Source organism: Micromonospora violae, assembly GCF_004217135.1.
Taxonomy (GTDB): Bacteria; Actinomycetota; Actinomycetes; order Mycobacteriales; family Micromonosporaceae; genus Micromonospora; species Micromonospora violae.
In genome coordinates this window covers 6,696,559-6,714,645 of the sequence record NZ_SHKK01000001.1, presented here as the reverse complement: position 1 = coordinate 6,714,645, position 18,087 = coordinate 6,696,559, and the positions used below count along the sequence as shown (strand labels likewise).

Sequence of the window (18,087 nt, the reverse complement as noted above, 5' to 3'; positions counted from 1 at the left end):
CCCGCCACGCTGCGCCCGCACTAGGCTCATGATCGTGACCTATCTCGCCGCGGATGACCGCTACGACACCATGACCTACCGGCGCAGCGGACGCAGTGGCCTGCGACTGCCCGCCGTCTCGCTCGGCCTGTGGCACAACTTCGGTCCGGACCGCCCGTTCGAACGGCAGCGCGACATCGTGCGGCGCGCCTTCGACCTGGGGGTCACCCACTTCGACCTGGCCAACAACTACGGCCCACCGCCCGGCTCGGCGGAGGAGAACTTCGGTCGGATGCTCGCCACCGACCTGAAGCCGTACCGGGACGAGCTGGTCATCTCCAGCAAGGCCGGGTATCTGATGTGGCCCGGCCCGTACGGCGAGTGGGGCTCGCGCAAGTACCTGATCTCGTCGCTGGACCAGTCGCTGAGCCGGATGGGGCTGGACTACGTCGACATCTTCTACTCGCACCGCTTCGACCCGGACACTCCGCTTGAGGAGACGATGGGGGCGTTGGACGCCGTCGTCCGCTCCGGCAAGGCGCTCTACGTCGGCATCTCCAACTACACCTCCGAGCAGACCGCGCGGGCTGCCGCGATCCTGCGCGACCTGGGTACGCCGCTGCTGATCAACCAGCCCTCGTACTCGATGCTCAACCGCTGGACCGAGTCCGACGGCCTGCTCGACACGCTGGAGCAGGTCGGTGCGGGCTGCATCGCGTACAGCCCGCTGGCCCAGGGTCTGCTGACCGACCGTTATCTGGGCGGCATCCCGGCCGACTCGCGGGTCCGCACCAGCGTCTTCCTCAACGAGAGCGACCTCAGCGAGGAGAAGATGTCCACCATCCGTGGGCTCGGCGCGATCGCGGAGCGGCGCGGCCAGTCCCTGGCGCAGCTCGCGCTGGCCTGGGCGCTGCGCGACCCACGGATGACCAGCCTGATCATCGGGGCGAGCAGCGTCGAGCAGTTGGAGACGAACATCGCCGCACTCGACAACCTCGACTTCACCGCCGACGAGTTGGCCGAGATCGAGCAGCAGCTGAGCTGAGCACCGCACCGGTCGCGGGCGGGTCGGGTCACCAGATCCGACGCCGCCCGGCCCGGTGGTTGCGGACCTCGCACTGCCGGCCGCCGAGGTCGGTCACCGACGCCACCGGTACGCCCAGGTCGCGGGAATCTGGCGGGTGGGTGCGGCGTTTCGATACTCGGAACCGCTTGCACCGAGGAGGCAGAGATGAAGGTACGTAGCTCGTTGCGTGCACTGAAGCAGAAGCCGGGTTCGGTGGTGGTCCGCCGTCGCGGCCGGGTGGTCGTGGTGAACCGCGCCAACCCGCAGTGGAAGAGCCGGCAGGGCTGATGTAGCCCTTACCGGACATATCGTCACCAACGCCCTGACCGGGTCATCCGGTCGGGGCGTTTTTGCGTACGCCCCTGACCGGACGACACGGACACCGGTCGCCGGACAAGGAAAGGTCGCCCTGGCGAACAATGTTTTCGCCAACACCATTCCGGACCGAAACCAGCAGGTGTCGTGAACTTACTGATGGGCGCTCAATCACGCCTGTTCATTGTGGCGGTGACGGCGCGGTGGACCGCTTGCGCAATTGTCGGGTCAGAGAATCTGGCTCTCGCGGCGCGTTCCGCTCGACGCAATTCTGAGCCGAGTCGGAGTGGATGCGTCGATTGCAGGATATCGCGTATCCATCGCTCAAGATCCGCTTCGTCGACCGGAGGGCCGCCGGACCGCGCCGGACCCCTGGTCGAAGATAGCCGCCGACTGGCCTCATTGCCACTCATTGATCCCCCATGCCGATCGCAGCCCTGCTGAGCTGCTAATACGTCAACTGGAACGCCGTCCGGGTGATCCGGTACGCCCCCAACCCTGTCAGCTGACAACGCGGCGTTACCAACTCGTGACGCGCGAATTTCAGATGACGGAAAATCTAAATCCTATTAGACCCATAGGCATTGCGGCATCTCGGAGAGGGCTCTCACCGACATCTTCCTGGCCTGACGCAGGTGACGCACAACATCGAGCAGCGTCACTCATGTTCGCGCAGCTCAAGGGTTGCCGATCGGCTTAGGCAATGGGTCTAGGGGTTGACTTGCCGGTGGAACATCGATAGGAATTTGAGGTCGCCGATAACGGGGAGAGACAGCTATGCGTATTACCTGCGGAGTAAAGCTCACACAGAGCGGAGGCGTCGCCCTCTTCCACGACGACGTGTTGGAGTTCAACGTCGAGGCGCAGAAACTGGAGAACAACCGCCGATACAGCGACGTGGACGACCTCACGCTGATCGCCCGGATCCTGGGCGACTTCGGCTACAAGATCTCCGACGTCGACCAGTGGGCACTGGACGGCTGGGACGGCGCCATCCACGGGCAGGCGCACCGGCTCAACAACGGCAGCCCGGTCGACGTTCACCTGGCCCCCTACCGGGAGACCGAGCGGGTGCCGAATCCGGCGCAGCCGGGCCACCGGGGCGAGTTGCCCATCGGCGACGCCACCGTGCCGTACGTCAGTCACGTGCATGTGGCGAGCCACCTCGCGGCCGCGTACAGCACCAGCCCCTTCGCCCGCCGGGGCGAGCCGAGCCTCGTCCTGGTCTGGGACGGCGGGTGTTTCCCCCGGCTCTACTCCGTGGACAAGGACGGCCGCATCGAGCCCGGCGGCGAGGTCTTTCCCCTGATCGGGCACTTCTACTCGATGGCCTCGCAGCACTTCGGGCCGTACCGGCGCGACAAGCTGTCCCGCAACGTCGACGACCTCTCGGTGGCCGGGAAGCTGATGGCCTACATCGCCCTCGGCACCGCCCGGGAACCGATCAAGCAGGTCCTCGGGGAGCTGTTTCACGAGCACTTCGAGGCCGACAGCCCGGCCGTCCGCAAATACCGGGAGGAGATCATCGGCTGCGGCAGCACCGGCGAGCCCTCCCACGCCTACGTGCACGCCTATCTTGAGGACGTCCGTCGGCGCACGGACCAACTGGGCGTCTCCGACGACGACGTGCTCGCCAGCGTGCACGAGTTCATCGAGGAGCTGCTCGTCGAGCGGCTCGTGGCCAAGGCCGAATCCTGGAAGGGCGACGGCCCCTGGAACCTCTGCTTCGCCGGCGGCTGCGCCCTGAACATCAAGTGGAACAGCGCCATGCGGGCACACAAGGCCATCCGGGAGATGTGGGTGCCCCCCTTCCCGGACGACTCCGGTTCGGCCATCGGCACCGGCGCCATCCTGATCAGCGGAGAGCAGCGCCTGACGCCGATCTCGTGGAACGTCTTCGCCGGCCCCGACCTCGTGCACAACTCACACGTACCGGCGGGCTGGACGGTGGCACCATGTCGACCGGAGGAGCTGGCCCGGCTGCTGCACCGCACCGGGAAGCCGGTGGTGGTCCTGCACGGCCGCGCCGAGCTGGGCCCCCGCGCACTCGGGGCGCGCAGCATCCTCGCCCCGGCGGTGGACCCGGCGATGAAGGACGAACTCAACCGGATGAAGCGTCGGGAGAGCTTCCGGCCGGTCGCGCCGATCTGCCTGACCGATCAGGCTCCGACGGTCTTCGACCCGGGCACCCCGGACCCGTACATGCTCTTCGACCACCGGGTACGCCCCGACTGGGTGGACCGGATCCCGGCGGCGATCCACCTCGACGGGACGGCCCGGTTGCAGACGGTCAGCGCCGAGGACAACCCGATGCTCGCGGCCGTCCTGCGCGAGTACCACAAGTGGAGCGGCATCCCGGTGCTCTGCAACACCAGCGCGAACTACAACGGCCGCAGCTTCTTCCCCGACGTGGTGTCGGCGATGGAGTGGGGCCAGGTCGACCTCATCTGGAGCGAGAACGCGCTGTACCGCAGGGTCACCTCGTCGGACGCGTCAGCGAGCGTCACCGGCACCGGTGTCAGCTGACATCCGGCGCCTGCCAGAGGGTACGGACGTCGGCGCGCCACCGCGCCCCCCGCTGCGGGAGCCGGCCTTCCGTACCCTCTGGCTGGGCGACCTGGCCGCCCGGTCGGCACACCAGATCACCGCCTTCGGGCTCTCCCTGCTGGTCGTGACGTTGCTGGCCGGCAGCGGCACCCAGGTGGGGCTGGTCGGCGCGGCCCAGTTCGTGCCGGTGCTGGCGTTCTCCCTGCTGGTGGGCACCTGGACCGCCCGTACCTCGTTGCGCTGGATCCTGGTCACCGGCAACGCGGCGCGCGGCGTCGTGCTGTTCGGCATCGGGGCCCTGGCCGCCACCGACCGCCTGGTCTTCACTGCACTGCTGGTGGGCGCGTTCCTCATCGGCTCGGCGGCGGTGCTGCACGACATCGGGTCCCAGGTCACCGCACCCCGGCTGCTGGACGGCGACCGGCTGGTGGCCGGCAACGGCCTGTTGCAGGCGACCACCTCGGTGACCCAGATGGCCGGGCCGGCGGCGGCCGGGTTCATCGTCCAGTCCGCCGGCGCCTCCTGGGCCGCGGTGGTCACCGGGGCGCTGTTCTGCGCGGCGGCGATGGCGATGGCGGCCCTCCCGGCTCGCGCCCTGGGTCCGGCGGCCGACCGGGGCGACGCGCCCACGATCCGCGCCGGGCTGGCCTACGTCTGGCGGAGCCGACCGATCCGGGACCTGTGCGTACAGTCGGCCCTCTTCAACCTGCACGAGCAGGCCTTCGCGACGGTCTTCCTGGTGTACGGCGTGCGAACCCTCGGGCTCTCCGGCGGCCTGATCGGCCTGGTCATCGGGCTCGGCAGCGTCGGGGCGCTGGTCGGTTCCCTCGTCGCCGGGCGGATCGGGGCCCGACTGCACCTCGGACGCGCGCTGACCGTCTCGATCACGGTCGCCGCGCTCGGGCTGCTGCTGGTGCCCGGGCTCGCCGCGGCCGGCACGGCGACCGTGCTGATCGGGGCGGGCTTCGTGATCAACGGGGCGGCGCTGGCGGTCTACAACGTCCTGGCGGTCACCGTGCGGCAGCAGGTCCCCCCTCCCGTCCTGCTCGGCGCGGTGACCGCCAGCTACCGCATCGCGGCCTTCGGTTCGCTGCCGGTCGGGGCACTGCTCGGCGGGGTGTTGGCCGACCTGGCCGGGGCGACCACGGCGGTCTGGGTGGTGGCCGTCTCGCTCACCGTCTCGTCGCTGCTGCTGTACGCCTCCCCGCTGCGCACGGCGGCCCAGATAGCCGAGGTGCAGGCCCTCGCGGACACGACGACTCGGAAGGAACGGTCCATCCGGCATGGCGACTGACGTGACCGGCGGCATCTCCGCCGTCGACGAGGAGACCTGGGCCCGGCTGGCCGCCGACGCCGAGCCCGACGCGGCCCACGGTTACCTGCGCTTTCGCGAACGACTGGAGCCCGGCGACGCGTTGCTGGTCACCGCTGACGACGACCGGGGGCCGGTGGCCGCGATCCACGCGGTCACCGCCGTGGCCGGGACGGGCCTGTTCAGCCACCCGTGGAAGCTCCTCACCGAGGAGCAGTTCCTCCGACTCACCCCGGACGACGACGCGACCCGGATCCGCGCCGAGCACCGGGCCCTGCTCGGCGCGCTCGGCTCGGACGCACCGGAGTCGGGCGATCTCGCGGAGTGGCTCACCACCACCCTCGGAGAGCCCCTCGTCGTCCGCACCTACGACCGCAGCCCGCTGTTCACCGCCGCCGACGTCGACATCGCCCGCCGGCGGCAGGCCGGCCGGGAGGTCGTGGCGGCCCTTCAGGAGTTGGTCCGGCAGGGGCGAGCGGGAGCGGTGGTCCTCCCGTACGTGGCCGCCGACGACGAACTGCTGCCCGAACTCCTGGAAACCGCCGGCTTCGTCCGGGGTTCGGTCACCGCTGCGTCCGCGTTGCACCTGGCCGGCTACCCCACCTACCAGGCGTTCCTGGACGGGCAGAACGCCGAGATCCGCCGCAACTACCGGCTGGCCGAGCGGGAGGTGACCCGGGCCGGGCTCCAGGTCCGCGAGGTGCCCCTCGCCGATCACGTCGACCGGATCGTGGACCTGGAGGCGCGTACCGGCGAGCGCAACGGCGCGGCACCGAACCGGCCGCAACTGCGGGCGGCCCGCGCGTACCTGGCGGCGGTGCTCCCCGACGCCATCCGGGTGGCCGTGGCGGGCCGTTCCGACGCCGAGGTCCTCGCGTGCACCGTGCAGATGTACGGCCGGCACGGCTGCTGCACGCTCGGCTACGGCAGCGACTACGACGTCACGGGTACCAGCGTCGCCTACCACCATCTGGTGTTCGGTCAGCCGGTCGAGTCGTGCATCCGGGCCGGCGTACCCCGGTACCGCCTGGGGTTCGAGGCGTTCGCGCCGAAGTTCCGCCGGGGCGCCCGGGTCGCCAAACGGGAGTTCTGGCTGTGGACACCCGATGAGCGCCGGCGGGAGTCGTTCGCCCGGCTCCTTCGATTCCTCGACGAGCGCACCACCGGCCACCTGGCCGCCTACGTCCGCTGATCCCCTCGTTCCGCGTCGCATCCGACGCACGACCCACCGGGAGACCGACATGCCGCTGGCCCCTCGTGCCATGGTGATCTCGCTGCAGAAGACCGGCACTCACCTCATGCAGGGTCTGATGACCAATCTGGGGTACAAGATGGCCGGGGTGCCCCGGCCGACCCCCCGCAACACGCCAGAGTTCACCGACGCGCAGCGGCGTCAGATCGCCGCGCTCACCCTGTCGAAGTCCGACTACGACGAGCTGCTGGAACTGGAGGGCACGGAGGAGTACCTGCTCCGCACCCAGGAGGCCTGGTCCGCGCTGGGCTGGCATTGGCAACGCCGGCTGGGCCAGCACGTCGTCAACCGGTACGGGCAGACCCGGTTCGACTTCGCCGACTCGGTGATCACCAACCCGCACCTGCCGTACTCCCGGTTCGCGGACACCCCGGCCGGGCTCTGCTGGATCTTCCATGAGCTGGACATCAGCAAGGTGGACGGGTCCTTCTTCGCCGAGTGGGTGGAGACCGCCACACCGCCGCTGATCTACAACTACCGCGACCCCCGGGACGCCCTGGTGTCCATGGTCAACTTCCTGGAGGGGCGCACCCGCGAGGGGTACGGCAACTTCTACGAGTTCGACATCTTTCACCGCATCCTGACCTCCCTGCCGACCTGGGAGGAGAAGCTCGACTACGCGATGCGGGACACGTCCTTCCTCGGCCGCGACCAGTTCGAGAGAGGGCTGTGGCTGCTGCGGCACCCCGACGTGTGCAAGGTCAGCTACGAGGATCTCGTGGGAGAGCGCGGCGGCGGGTCCCGGCAACGCCAGATCGAGGCCGTGGACCGGTTGCTGCACCACGTCGGGTCCAACGCCGACGCCGAGGAGGTCGCCGGCAAGGTCTACGACCAGGGCTCCTGGAGCTTCTTCCGGGGCACCACGGGCACCTGGCGGGAGCGGTTCACCAAGCGGAACGAGGCCCGTTTCACCGAACTGTTCGGCGACATCCTGGAGCAGTACGGCTATGAGTGAGGCCCGCGCCTTCCTGTTGCTCGGCGGCTACCGGGTCATCGCCCGCAACTGGGGCTTCCTGGCCGACCTCGCCGGTCGAGGGCTGCGGATCCTGCTGATCACCTCGGAACAGTGGCGGGCCGACACCACGGCCGCCATGGCCCGGGGCGAGGGTCCCGGGACGTACCTCGCGGACGCGGCCTTCGTCACCGGCGAGGTCGGCATCGAGGGGAGTTTCACCTCTGGTGTGGTCGCCCACGTCCAGCGCTGGCAGCAGGAGTACGACATCGTCGGGGTCTACGCCGCGGGCGAGATGCTCGTCGAGCAGACCGGGATCGTGGCGGATGCGCTCGGCCTACCCGGGCCGGGGGTCCGCGCGGCGCGGGTGTGTCGCAACAAGTACCTGCAACGGTTCTACCTGCCGCAGTGGAGTCCCCGGCTGGTCGTCGTCCCACCGCAGGGGCGCGCCGGGCTCGACGTGAGTTCGGTGCGGTTTCCGGCGGTGCTGAAGCCCTCGGGCCGGAGGTCGAGTTCCGGGGTCCGGGCGGTGCACGACCCCGAGGCCCTGCCCGACCTGCTCACCGAGTACCCGCAAGCGGAGACCCTGCTGGTCGAGGAGTACGTCACCGGCGCGGAGTATTCGGTGGAGGCGGTCGTCCAACACGGTCGGATCGTCTTCGAGTCGGCGACCCAGAAACGGACCACCGAGGACGGCTCCGACTGGTTCGTCGAGATGGCCCACACCGTGCCGGCGCCTCCCGGCACGGAACACGAGACCCTGCTCGCCGCCAACCGCGACATCGTGGGCCGGCTCGGTCTGGTCGCCGGCATCGTCCACACCGAACTCCGCCTCGACCGGGACGGTCGGCCGGTCCTGATGGAGGTGGCGGCCCGTACGCCCGGCGACGGCATCATGCCGCTCTACCACCTGGCGACCGGTCGCGCGCTGGAGCAGACGATCATGGAGGTGGCGCTCGACGAGCCGGCGGCGCACCCCCCGCCCCGGCGGTACGCCCGCCAGGTCTACCTCCCCCAGCCGACCGGAGTGTTGCAGGACGTGAAGCTGCGCTGGCCGGGCGTGGAGCCGCAGTGGGTGCCGGAGGGGCAACCGTGGCCGGTGATCGCGCCGGGCGAGGCCGACGAACCGCCCGCCCTGCGGCACGTCATCGTGCTCAAGGAACGCGGCACGCGCCTCGGTGAGCTGCGCGAGTCCGGTGACCGTGCGGTGACGTTCCTGATCGACGCCCCGACCCTCGACGACCTCGACGACCTGGAGCGGCAGGTGAGCGCGGCGATCGACGTCATCGTCGATCCCTGACCACCACTGACGGGTGCCCGTGACCAGACGACGGTGGCGCACCGGATCGACTAGGGTGCTTCGAGAGATCGCCCCGATGAGGAGGAACCGGTGTTCATCTTGGAGCTGTCCTTCGGCGACGAACCCGACCGGCTCGCCGCCCGACCGGCGCACCGGGAGCGTCTCCAGGCCCTGCACCAGGAGGGCCGGCTGGTCATGGCCGGGCCGTTCGCCGACGACTCCGGCGCACTGCTGATCTTCGACGTCCCGGACGCCGAGGCGTTCGCCGAGATCGTCGCGGCCGACCCCTACTACCGCACCCCCGGGGTGACGATCACCAGCCAGCGGGAGTGGTCCCCGATCGTCCGGTAGCACCTGCCGGTAGCAAGCGAAACGCCCTGGCCGGGTTATCCCGACCAGGGCGTTTCTCAAGGGTGGAGCCGAGGGGACTCGAACCCCTGACCCCCACACTGCCAGTGTGGTGCGCTACCAGCTGCGCCACGGCCCCTTGCTGTTGTCCCGGTCGCCCGGGCACTGGGAAACTATACACAGACCGGCTCGCATGGTCATCTCGCGGGGGTCCCCTGCCGAGCCGGCCTCAGTTGAGCGCCACGTCCGGCGGGAAGTGCGCGACGGCGGCCATCATCCCGCCCTGCCGGCGCAGCACCATCGGCCAGAGATCGTCGGGCCGGTCGACGAAGGCGTCCCCGGGCAGCCCGTCCAGCACGAACCAGGACCCGTCGGCGATCTCCTGCTCCAACTGGCCGCTGCCCCAGCCGGAGTACCCGGCGAAGACCCGGATGCCCCCGATGCTCTCCCGCAGCCGCTCCGGGTCCACCGAGAGGTCGATCGTGCCGACCGCCCCGGACACCTGGTGGAAGCCCTTCAGCCGGCGCATCGGGTGCCGCATCCGGGCGAGGCAGATGGCCGAGTCGGGTTGCACCGGACCACCCTCGAAGAGCACCGCCGGATGGCGGGCCAGGTCGCTCCAGTCACCGAGCACCTCGGCGACCGGCACCTCGGTGGCCCGGTTCAGCACCACGCCGAGCGCGCCGCCCGGCTCGTGGGCGACCAGGAGCACCACCGTACGGTCGAAGTTGGGGTCCTTGAGCGCCGGAGTCGCGACCAGCAGCCGTCCGGTCATCGACTCCATCGCTCGTCCGCCGATCGCCTGGCCCTCTCCCTGCATGCCCCACACACCCGTCAACCGTGAGCCCGCGCCGGGGGCCGGTCCTCGACCGGATCCACCCGACGCATCGGGTTCAGCCGCGCTGTCAACGCCATGCCTGGCACCATAGCCTGCGTCCCGGGTGCTGGCTAAGGTCTGACCGGCGGGTGATCAGACAGTTGAGTCGAAGAGTTGATACATCCGTCGACAGACCTTCCGGTGATCGACGGATCCGGGCGACCGGCGGCCGAGAAACGCCCGAAAGGTCCGTCACATCCCGATAGATTCGGCTGATCGGGAGGGTGAAGGCGGCTGCCCCTGCCCGCGACACGGAGGCGGGTGGCGATGGCAACTGTCCGGGACGCGACGTACGACGTGCTCCGCACCCTCGGCATGACCACCGTCTTCGGCAATCCCGGCTCCACCGAAGAGCCGTTCCTCCAGGACTTCCCCGCCGACTTCCACTACGTCCACGCGCTGCACGAGGCGACGGCCGTCGCGATGGCCGACGGCTACGCCCAGGCCAGCGGAGCACCCGCCCACGTCAACCTGCACACCGCCCCGGGCACCGGCAACGGCATGGGCAACCTGGTCACCGCCTGGCACAACAAGACCCCGCTGATCGTCACCGCCGGCCAACAGACGCGGGAAATGTTGCTCCTCGAACCCCGGCTGGCCAACCGCCGGCCCACCGAGCTACCACAGCCGTACGTGAAGTGGGCCTACGAGCCGGCCCGGGCGCAGGACATTCCCGCGGCGGTGCTGCGGGCGTACGCGACGGCGGTGCAACCACCGGCCGGGCCGGTCTTCCTCTCCCTGCCGATGGACGACTGGGCCCAGACCGCCGACCCGCCGCCCGCGCCGCGAACGGTGGCCACCCGGTTCGCGCCGGACCCCGAGCGGTTGACGGAGTTCGTTCGGGTGCTGGCCGGCAGCCGCAACCCGGTGCTCGTGTACGGGCCGGGGGTGGACCGCGCCGCGAGCTGGTCGCCCGCCGTGGCGCTGGCCGAACGACTCGCCGCGCCGGTCTGGTCGGCTCCCGCCACCGAGCGGGCCGTGTTCCCCGAGGACCACCCGCACTTCCGCGGCGTGCTGCCGTACGCGATCGGACCACTCGCCGAGGCGCTGCGCGGACACGACACGGTGCTGGTCGTCGGCGCCCCGGTGTTCCGCTACTACCCGTACGTGCCGGGCGGGCACCTGCCCGACGGCGCCCGCCTGCTGCACGTCACGGACGACCCCGACGAGGCAGCGCGCGCCCCGGTCGGTGACAGCCTGCTCAGCGACCCGGGGCTGGCCCTGACCGCGCTGGTCGAACGGGTGCCACCGAGCGGCCGGCCGGCGCCCGCGCGACGCGACGCCCTGCCACCGCCCGAGGTCGGCACCCCGCTGAGCGCCGACGCCCTGTTCGCCGCGCTGGCCGACCACTGGCCGACCGACGGTGTGCTGGTTCAGGAGTCGCCGTCGAATCTGTCCGCGCTGCGTCGTCAGCTGCGGATCACCCAGCCGGCGTCGTACTTCACGATGGCCAGCGGAGGCCTCGGCTACGGCCTGCCGGCGGCGGTCGGCATCGCGCTGGCCGAGCGGGACACCGGGCGCGGTCGCCCGGTGGTGGCGGTGATTGGCGACGGCTCCTTCCACTACTCGGTGCAGGCGCTCTGGACGGCCGCACGGCTGGCACTGCCGGTGGTGGTCGTCGTCCCGGTGAACCAGCAGTACGCGATCCTCAAGGCGTTCGCCGAGCTGAAGCACACCCCCGGGGTGCCCGGCCTGGACCTGCCGGGGTTGGACATCGTCGCGATCGCGGCCGGCTACGGCTGCGCCACGGAGGTGGTGGAGACCCCCGACCAGCTCGGCGCGGCGCTCGCCGTCGGACTGCACACCGACCGGCCCACCGTGTTGGCGGTGCCGATCAGCACCGACGTGCCCAGCATCCTCTGACCCGGTCAGCGCGCCCGGATCGACAGGACGGCACCGGTGACGACGTCCAGCACCGGCCGGGCGCCCAGCGGCGCCGCGAGGGTGGCGGTGACCGGCTCCAGCTTCAGCACGGCGATGCACTGGCCGGTGGCCGGGGTGACCCGGCCACCGACCACCACGACGTCCGGCCCTTCCCACACCAACGGCGTGATCCCGGTGTCACACGCGCCTACGCCGAGCCGCACGGTCAACCGGGCGTCGTCGACAGCGGCCAGGTCCTGGGCCGCCACGAACCCGTCCGGCAGCGGGCCGGCCGGCGCAGTGGGCGTGGGTACGGGTGTGACCGCCGTCGGCGCGACCGCGAGCTGGGCCACCGGGGTGGCCAGTTCCCTGATGGTGAACAGCCAGGCCGGCACCTGCGCCACGCCCCGGCTCGTGCGGACCGGCACGGCGTCCAACGTCACCCCGGTGACGGTGAGCGGGAGGCAGGCCGTCTGCGTGGCGCTGGTGGTCCAGCCGTCCGGCCCCGGTTCGACGGTGGGGCCGCCGGGGGTGGGCCGGCCGGGCCGCTTCGGTCGCCCCGGGCAGGGCAGCGGATCACCCTGATCGAGCTGTCGGTACGCCTCGACCGCGCTGACCAACGGCAACGTCAGCCGGCCGTCCGGGAAGCGGATCTCGGCGCCGACCCGGGTGGGCGGTATCGCGACCTCGGCCCGGTACCACCCGGACCGGAAGGCCGCCTCGGTCTCGGGGGTGAAGCCCGGGTCACCGGTGAGCAGGGTCGGCCCCTCCAGCGGCACGTACCCGGTGCTCCATTCCGGGCCGGGCCGCCACCCCTCGGCGACCTGAGCGGCCCGCTGGTCGAACGCCTCCGCCCCGGGCGTCGGGCGGCGCTGGTCGCCGGCCGGACCGGCGTCGGTCGCGGCGCAACCCGCCGCGAGCAGTAACGGGAGTACGAACAGCGAGGCAAGTCGACGCATGTACGGTTCGACGCGTCCGCCGACCGGCCGGTTCCGGACCTGGGCTCAGGTCTCGCCACCCAGATCCGTCTGGTACGCCTCCCACAGCAGGTCGGCGCCGCGCCGGCGGTGCCGGGCCAACCTCCGCAGCAGGTGCCCGACCCGATGCCGCAGCTCGTCGGGGTGCGTCCCGGGCCGCTCGGCGATCTGCTGGGCCGCCAGGATCGCGGCGACGATCACCGCGTGCTCCCGGGTCAGCAGCCGCACGCCGTGGTCCAGTCGCGGTGACTGCGCGAGCAGTTCCCGGTAGAGGCCGGTGGGTCCTTCGGTGGCCCGGACGTGTTCGGCGAAGCCCTGGCGCACCGGACCCAGCCGCAGGAGGACGTCTTCGCGCCAGCGTGGCCCGGTGCTGGTGACGGCGACCGCCCGGCCGAGGGCGTGTACGTCACCGGCGAGACCGGCCGGGCGCGGCTCGCCGGGTAGACCGACGGGAGGTGGATCGGCGGCGGGCCCGGTCGGATGCGGGACGCGCGATCGGGCGACGAGTGACGGCTGCTGGACCGGACCGGTGACCATGGCACCTCCCGCGCGACGCTGCTACCCCATATCGCGATGGTGAGCCTGCCCGGCCCGCCCTGTCCAGGGCCGTGGGCTGCCTCTTCTGCCCCATTGGCCCCACTGACCCCAGGAGTCGCACTGGTGTCCTGGTGCGCACAACAAAGCGCCCCGGCTGGTGGGCCGGGGCGCTTCGTTCGAGGTGGTGGAGGTGCCGGGAATCGAACCCGGGTCCTTCGCCGGTTTGTCAGGGCTTCTCCGAGCGCAGCTCGCTGTGCCTCTACTCGGCCCCACCGCTCACGCGAGCAAGTTGGTGTGACGGGCCCAGTCGCTGATTAATCTCGCCGCACGGACCCCGCGACCGGGTCCGATTGGCCAGCCTCCTAGCTGATGCCGGCTACTGGGACGAAGGCGTTCCCAGGCCGACAGACTTAGCTACTCGCCTCAGGCGGCGAGAGCGAAGTCAGCGCGATTGTTCTTGGCGCTTATAAGTTTCCGACGACCGATTCTCGAGACGACGTCGGCTTCCTCGGCTCGCTTCCCCTGTCGCTGCGTACGAAGTCGAAACCAGTCACCCCCTCGACAGGCCACCGATGTGGCGGCACTGACAAGACTAACGCCTGCCGCAACCGCTTTCATCCCGAGCCCCGGCCCGGCACGCCGACCCGGACAAACAGGATGAACTAGTCGTCCATTCCCTTGCCTCGCCGACCGGACACCCGGGCGATCTCCCGGTCCGCGTCGCGCTTGGCGAGGTCCTGACGCTTGTCGTACGACTTCTTGCCCTTGGCCAGGGCAATCTCGACCTTGGCCCAGCCGTCGGAGAAGTAGACCTGCAACGGAACGATGGTGAAACCACCCTCGCGGGTCTTGCCGACGAGCTTGTCGATCTCGCCCCGGTTGAGCAGCAACTTGCGGGTACGCCGGGGCTCATGGTTGGTCCAGGTGCCCTGGGTGTACTCCGGGATGTGCATCGCATGCAGGTACAACTCGCCGTCACGTTCCTGCGCGAACGCGTCAACAAGCGACGCACGCCCGGCCCGCAGCGACTTGACCTCGGTGCCGGTCAGCGCCATGCCCGCCTCGTACGTGTCGAGGATGGCGTAGTCGTGGCGCGCCTTCTTGTTGGAGGCGACCACCTTGCGCCCCTTTTCCCGTGGCATCGGTGCCACCCCCTCTCCGTCGCCCGCGGCCGGGTTCACCCCGGCCGGACAACCGATCATGCTACCCGAATGACAAGGACCCTCCCGCGCCGTTTATTTCCGGCTGCGGGAGGGTCCCCGAGAGGCGACGGGACGACCCGTACGGTGCCTAGACCCGCAGGTAGAAGCGCAGGGTGATCCAGGCGGTGCCCGCGCTGACCAGACCACCGACGCCGGCCATCAGCGGGAAGATGAACAGGATGTCGCCCCAGGTGATCGGCGAGAGCAGACCCTGCAACGCGCTCAACGACCCGTCGAAGAGCAGATACTTCGCCGCGACCAGGGCGACCAGACCCAGCAGTGAACCGATCAGGCCGGCCACCACGGCCTCCAGCACGAACGGCGCCTGGATGAACCAGTTGGACGCGCCGACCAGCTTCATGACCGCCACCTCACGCCGCTTGCTGTACGCGGCCACCTGAATGGTGTTCGCGACGAGCAGCAGGGCCGCGATCGCCATCACGATGGCGGCGGCCAGGGCGATGTTCTGGATCGAGGTGAGGATGTTGAAGATCTTGTCGAGCAGTCGACTCTGGTCGATGATCTCCTCGACGCCCGCCGTGTCCTTGTACTGGTCGTAGACGTCCTTGTACTGCTCCGGGTTGTTCAGCTTGAGCCGGAACGCCTCGGGCAACTGGTCGGGCTTGACCGCGTTCACCAGGTCCGGCGCGTCCTGGTACATCTCCTTGAAGCGCTTGTACGCCTCGTCCTTGTCGACGTAGAGGACATCCTTCACCAGGGGGTCGCTGTCGAGCTTGGTCTGCAGCTCAGTGCGTTCCTGCTCGGTCACCTCCTGGGTCAAGAAGATCGAGACTTCGATGTTCTTGTAGTAGAGGTCCTTCATGTCGTCGACCTGGCGGTACATGAGACCGCTGGCGCCGAGCATGGTCAGCGAGACCGCCATCGTGATGATCATCGCGATGGACATGGTCACGTTGCGCCACAGTCCGACCAGTACCTCGGACAGGACGTATTTCACGCGCATCGGGATTTCCTCCGGGTCTCCGGCATGAGGTGTTCGTCGTCAGGCTGCGCAGGGGTGGAGCGCCGGCTCACCCGTAGACGCCGCGGGCCTGGTCACGCACGATGCGACCGCTCTCGATCTCAACGACGCGGCGGCGCATCTGGTTCACGATGTTGGAGTCGTGGGTGACCATCACGACGGTCGTGCCGGTGCGATTGATCCGGTCCAGCAGACGCATGATCTCGATCGAGGTGTCCGGGTCCAGGTTTCCGGTGGGCTCGTCCGCCAGCAGGATGAGCGGACGGTTCACGAACGCCCGGGCGACGGCGACCCGCTGCTGCTCACCACCGGAGAGCTCGTGCGGGTAGCGGTGCTCCTTGCCACCGAGACCGACCAGCTCCAGCACCTCCGGCACGACACGGCGGGCCACCGCCTTCGTCTTGCCGATCACCTCGAGGGCGAACGCCACGTTCTCGTACGCGGTGCGGTTGGGCAGCAGCCGGAAGTCCTGGAAGACACAGCCGATCGAACGCCGGAAGTGGGGTCGCTTCCAGGAGCGCATCGACGTGACGTCCTTGCCGTTGACGACGACGCGTCCCTTGTTGGGGGCCACCTCGTGCAGCAGCATCTTGATGATCGTGGACTTGCCGGAGCCGGATGGACCGATGAAGAAGACGAACTCGCCCTTCTCGATCGAGACGGACACGTTGTCGAGCGAAGGCCGGGACGCCTTCGGGTACGTCTTCGTCACTTGCTCAAGCTGAATCACGGGTGGTGAGTCTACGCGGTGTAACAACTGAGCCAAGCCCCACGCCCCGCCGAACCGGCGCGAGTCGTCGAATCAGGCCTCTACCTGGAGATCGATGACGCGCTCCGCCCGCGCACCGTCACGCACCGTCGTTGGCGAGCTGCCGCTGCTTGCGCCAACGGATACCGGCCTCGATGAAACCGTCCAACTCGCCATCGAAGACCGCGCTCGGATTGCCGGTCTCCTGCTCAGTTCGGAGATCCTTCACCATCTGATAGGGGTGCAGGACGTAGGAGCGCATCTGATCGCCCCACGAACCCGCCGCGTTCTCCTTGAGCCCCTCCAGCTTGGCCTGCTCCTCCTGGCGCTTGCGCTCCAGCAGTCGAGCCTGGAGCACTCGCAGCGCCGAGGCCTTGTTCTGCAGCTGGGACTTCTCGTTCTGGCAGGTCACCACGATGCCGGTCGGGATGTGCGTGAGCCGCACCGCCGAGTCGGTGGTGTTGACACTCTGCCCACCCGGCCCGGAGGAACGGTAGACGTCGACCCGGACCTCGTTCTCCGGAATGTCGATGTGGTCGGTCTGCTCGGTGACCGGCAGGACCTCGACGCCCGCGAAGCTGGTCTGCCGACGACCCTGGTTGTCGAACGGGCTGATCCGGACCAGCCGGTGCGTGCCCGACTCGACACTGAGCGTGCCGTACGCGTACGGGACCTTGACCGCGAAGGTGGCCGACTTCAGGCCCGCCTCCTCGGCGTACGACGTTTCGTAGACCTCGGTCGGGTAGCCGTGCCGCTCCGCCCAGCGCAGGTACATCCGCAGCAACATCTCGGCGAAGTCCGCCGCGTCCACGCCACCCGCGCCGGCCCGGATGGCGACCAGCGCCTCCCGGGAGTCGTACTCGCCGGAGAGCAGGGTGCGGACCTCCATCTCCTGGATGGCCTTGGTCAGCCCGGTGATCTCCGACTCGACCTCGGTCAACACACCCGGGTCGGCCTCGGCCTCGGCCAGCTCCAGCAACACCTGGGCGTCGTCGAGGCCGGAACGCAGGCTGCCCAGCTTGCTGATCTCGCCGTTGACGTACGACAGCTGCGAGGTCACCTGTTGGGCCTTGGCCTGGTCGTCCCACAGGTCGGGGGCGGAGGCCTCCTGCTCAAGGCGGGCCTTGTCCTCGTGGAGCCGGTCGATGTTGAGGACGGCCTCGATGTTTCGCAGGGTCGCGTCGAGTTCCTTGAGCTGTTCGGCGTAATCGGCAGCGGTCACGACAGACAAGCGTACTGTGCCGGGAGCGGAGCAGCTCGTTCCCTATGCGCGAACCCGCCGAAGATCACCCGACGGGGGCGGACTTCAGCCAGGACAGGGCCGCCTTGTGGTAGGCGACGGCGAACTCCAACGCGCTGGCGTCGTACGTGTCGCCTTCCCGTTTGGCGTTCTTCACCTGCTCCCGGACCTGGGCGAGGGCCTCGGTGTGATATTCATTGGCCGAGGCGTACAGGCCCTTGAGCTGGCTGGCGGAGTGCAGGTTGCCGAAGGCCATGCGGAGCGCTATCGGGTTGCGGATGGTGTCCCGCCCCGGGTTCTCCGCGAGCCAGCGGGAGAACGTCCGCTTTCCGCTGGCAGTCAGTGCGTACGGCTGGCTCATCCGCGGGCCCGGCTTGCCGAGCCGCACAAAACCTCGCTCAGCCAGCACCGGCAACTCGCGGTACACCTGACTGCGGGTCATCGACCAGTACGGCGCCAGACGGCGCTCAGCGGCGGCCATCAACTGACCGCCTGTCATCGGGCCCTCGTGGAGGAGGCCGAGCAGGGCCGCCGCCGTAGGGTTGACTCCGGAATCCGCCATGCCCACTACGCTGCCACTTTGCGCACGC

General features: G+C 69.6%; 17 protein-coding genes, 1 tRNA gene and 1 other RNA gene. 9 read left to right on the top strand and 10 right to left on the bottom strand.

The window, feature by feature from the left end; all coding sequences use genetic code 11:
- Positions 1-28 precede the first annotated feature (28 nt).
- The 8 genes from mgrA (at position 29) to EV382_RS30440 (ending at position 9,074) form a co-directional block, all read left to right on the top strand.
- Positions 29-1,024, top strand: coding sequence for an L-glyceraldehyde 3-phosphate reductase (gene mgrA, locus EV382_RS30480; RefSeq protein WP_130407568.1), 996 nt, complete (start codon positions 29-31; stop codon positions 1,022-1,024).
- A gap of 186 nt (positions 1,025-1,210) precedes the next feature.
- Positions 1,211-1,333 carry a 50S ribosomal protein L36 gene (locus tag EV382_RS30470; protein WP_030490864.1) on the top strand — a complete coding sequence of 41 codons (123 nt, stop codon included), beginning with the start codon at positions 1,211-1,213 and terminating at the stop codon, positions 1,331-1,333.
- An 804-nt stretch (positions 1,334-2,137) separates the two neighbouring features.
- Complete coding sequence (locus EV382_RS30465; RefSeq protein WP_130407564.1) at positions 2,138-3,886, top strand: carbamoyltransferase N-terminal domain-containing protein; 1,749 nt, start codon at positions 2,138-2,140, stop codon at positions 3,884-3,886.
- Positions 3,876-5,201, top strand: coding sequence for an MFS transporter (locus tag EV382_RS30460; protein WP_130407562.1), 1,326 nt, complete (start codon positions 3,876-3,878; stop codon positions 5,199-5,201). The genes EV382_RS30465 and EV382_RS30460 overlap by 11 nt, the downstream gene beginning before the upstream one ends.
- A complete protein-coding gene (locus EV382_RS30455) occupies positions 5,191-6,411 on the top strand; it encodes a peptidogalycan biosysnthesis protein (RefSeq protein WP_130407560.1) in 1,221 nt (406 codons plus the stop codon). Before EV382_RS30460 ends, EV382_RS30455 begins: the two co-directional genes overlap by 11 nt.
- Positions 6,412-6,460: 49 nt before the next feature.
- Positions 6,461-7,426 (top strand): sulfotransferase family protein, encoded by a 966-nt coding sequence (locus EV382_RS30450; protein ID WP_130407558.1) that lies wholly within the window; start codon positions 6,461-6,463, stop codon positions 7,424-7,426.
- On the top strand, positions 7,419-8,723 hold the full coding sequence (locus tag EV382_RS30445; RefSeq protein WP_130407556.1) for an ATP-grasp domain-containing protein: 1,305 nt from the start codon (positions 7,419-7,421) through the stop codon (positions 8,721-8,723). Before EV382_RS30450 ends, EV382_RS30445 begins: the two co-directional genes overlap by 8 nt.
- Before the next feature lie 90 nt (positions 8,724-8,813).
- Complete coding sequence (locus tag EV382_RS30440; RefSeq protein WP_130407554.1) at positions 8,814-9,074, top strand: YciI family protein; 261 nt, start codon at positions 8,814-8,816, stop codon at positions 9,072-9,074.
- Positions 9,075-9,137: 63 nt separating this feature from the next.
- Here EV382_RS30440 and EV382_RS30435 read toward each other — a convergent pair.
- Together EV382_RS30435 and EV382_RS30430 are read right to left on the bottom strand one after the other, a co-directional pair.
- A tRNA-Ala gene (locus tag EV382_RS30435) sits at positions 9,138-9,210 on the bottom strand.
- A gap of 90 nt (positions 9,211-9,300) precedes the next feature.
- On the bottom strand, positions 9,301-9,891 hold the full coding sequence (locus EV382_RS30430) for a YqgE/AlgH family protein (protein ID WP_030490862.1): 591 nt from the start codon (positions 9,889-9,891) through the stop codon (positions 9,301-9,303).
- 324 nt (positions 9,892-10,215) lie between these two features.
- Between EV382_RS30430 and mdlC the strand changes: the two genes are divergently transcribed.
- Positions 10,216-11,811: a benzoylformate decarboxylase gene (gene mdlC, locus EV382_RS30425; protein ID WP_130407552.1), complete on the top strand. Its 1,596-nt coding sequence runs from the start codon at positions 10,216-10,218 to the stop codon at positions 11,809-11,811.
- A gap of 5 nt (positions 11,812-11,816) precedes the next feature.
- Here mdlC and EV382_RS30420 read toward each other — a convergent pair whose 3' ends face one another.
- The 8 genes from EV382_RS30420 to EV382_RS30385 form a co-directional block, all read right to left on the bottom strand.
- Positions 11,817-12,770 carry a hypothetical protein gene (locus tag EV382_RS30420; protein WP_130407550.1) on the bottom strand — a complete coding sequence of 318 codons (954 nt, stop codon included), beginning with the start codon at positions 12,768-12,770 and terminating at the stop codon, positions 11,817-11,819.
- A gap of 45 nt (positions 12,771-12,815) precedes the next feature.
- A complete protein-coding gene (locus tag EV382_RS30415) occupies positions 12,816-13,325 on the bottom strand; it encodes a hypothetical protein (protein ID WP_130407548.1) in 510 nt (169 codons plus the stop codon).
- A 182-nt stretch (positions 13,326-13,507) separates the two neighbouring features.
- Positions 13,508-13,883: a transfer-messenger RNA gene (gene ssrA / locus EV382_RS30410) on the bottom strand.
- A 104-nt stretch (positions 13,884-13,987) separates the two neighbouring features.
- Positions 13,988-14,467 (bottom strand): SsrA-binding protein SmpB, encoded by a 480-nt coding sequence (smpB, locus tag EV382_RS30405; RefSeq protein WP_030331487.1) that lies wholly within the window; start codon positions 14,465-14,467, stop codon positions 13,988-13,990.
- Between the two features lie 148 nt (positions 14,468-14,615).
- Complete coding sequence (gene ftsX / locus EV382_RS30400; protein ID WP_130407546.1) at positions 14,616-15,491, bottom strand: permease-like cell division protein FtsX; 876 nt, start codon at positions 15,489-15,491, stop codon at positions 14,616-14,618.
- 67 nt (positions 15,492-15,558) lie between these two features.
- A complete protein-coding gene (ftsE, locus tag EV382_RS30395) occupies positions 15,559-16,239 on the bottom strand; it encodes a cell division ATP-binding protein FtsE (RefSeq protein WP_030331491.1) in 681 nt (226 codons plus the stop codon).
- 118 nt (positions 16,240-16,357) lie between these two features.
- Complete coding sequence (gene prfB / locus EV382_RS30390) at positions 16,358-17,479, bottom strand: peptide chain release factor 2 (RefSeq protein ID WP_130407544.1); 1,122 nt, start codon at positions 17,477-17,479, stop codon at positions 16,358-16,360.
- Positions 17,480-17,543: 64 nt separating this feature from the next.
- Entirely contained in the window at positions 17,544-18,059 is a 516-nt protein-coding gene (locus EV382_RS30385) for a PadR family transcriptional regulator (protein ID WP_130407542.1), read from the bottom strand.
- Positions 18,060-18,087: the final 28 nt, after the last annotated feature.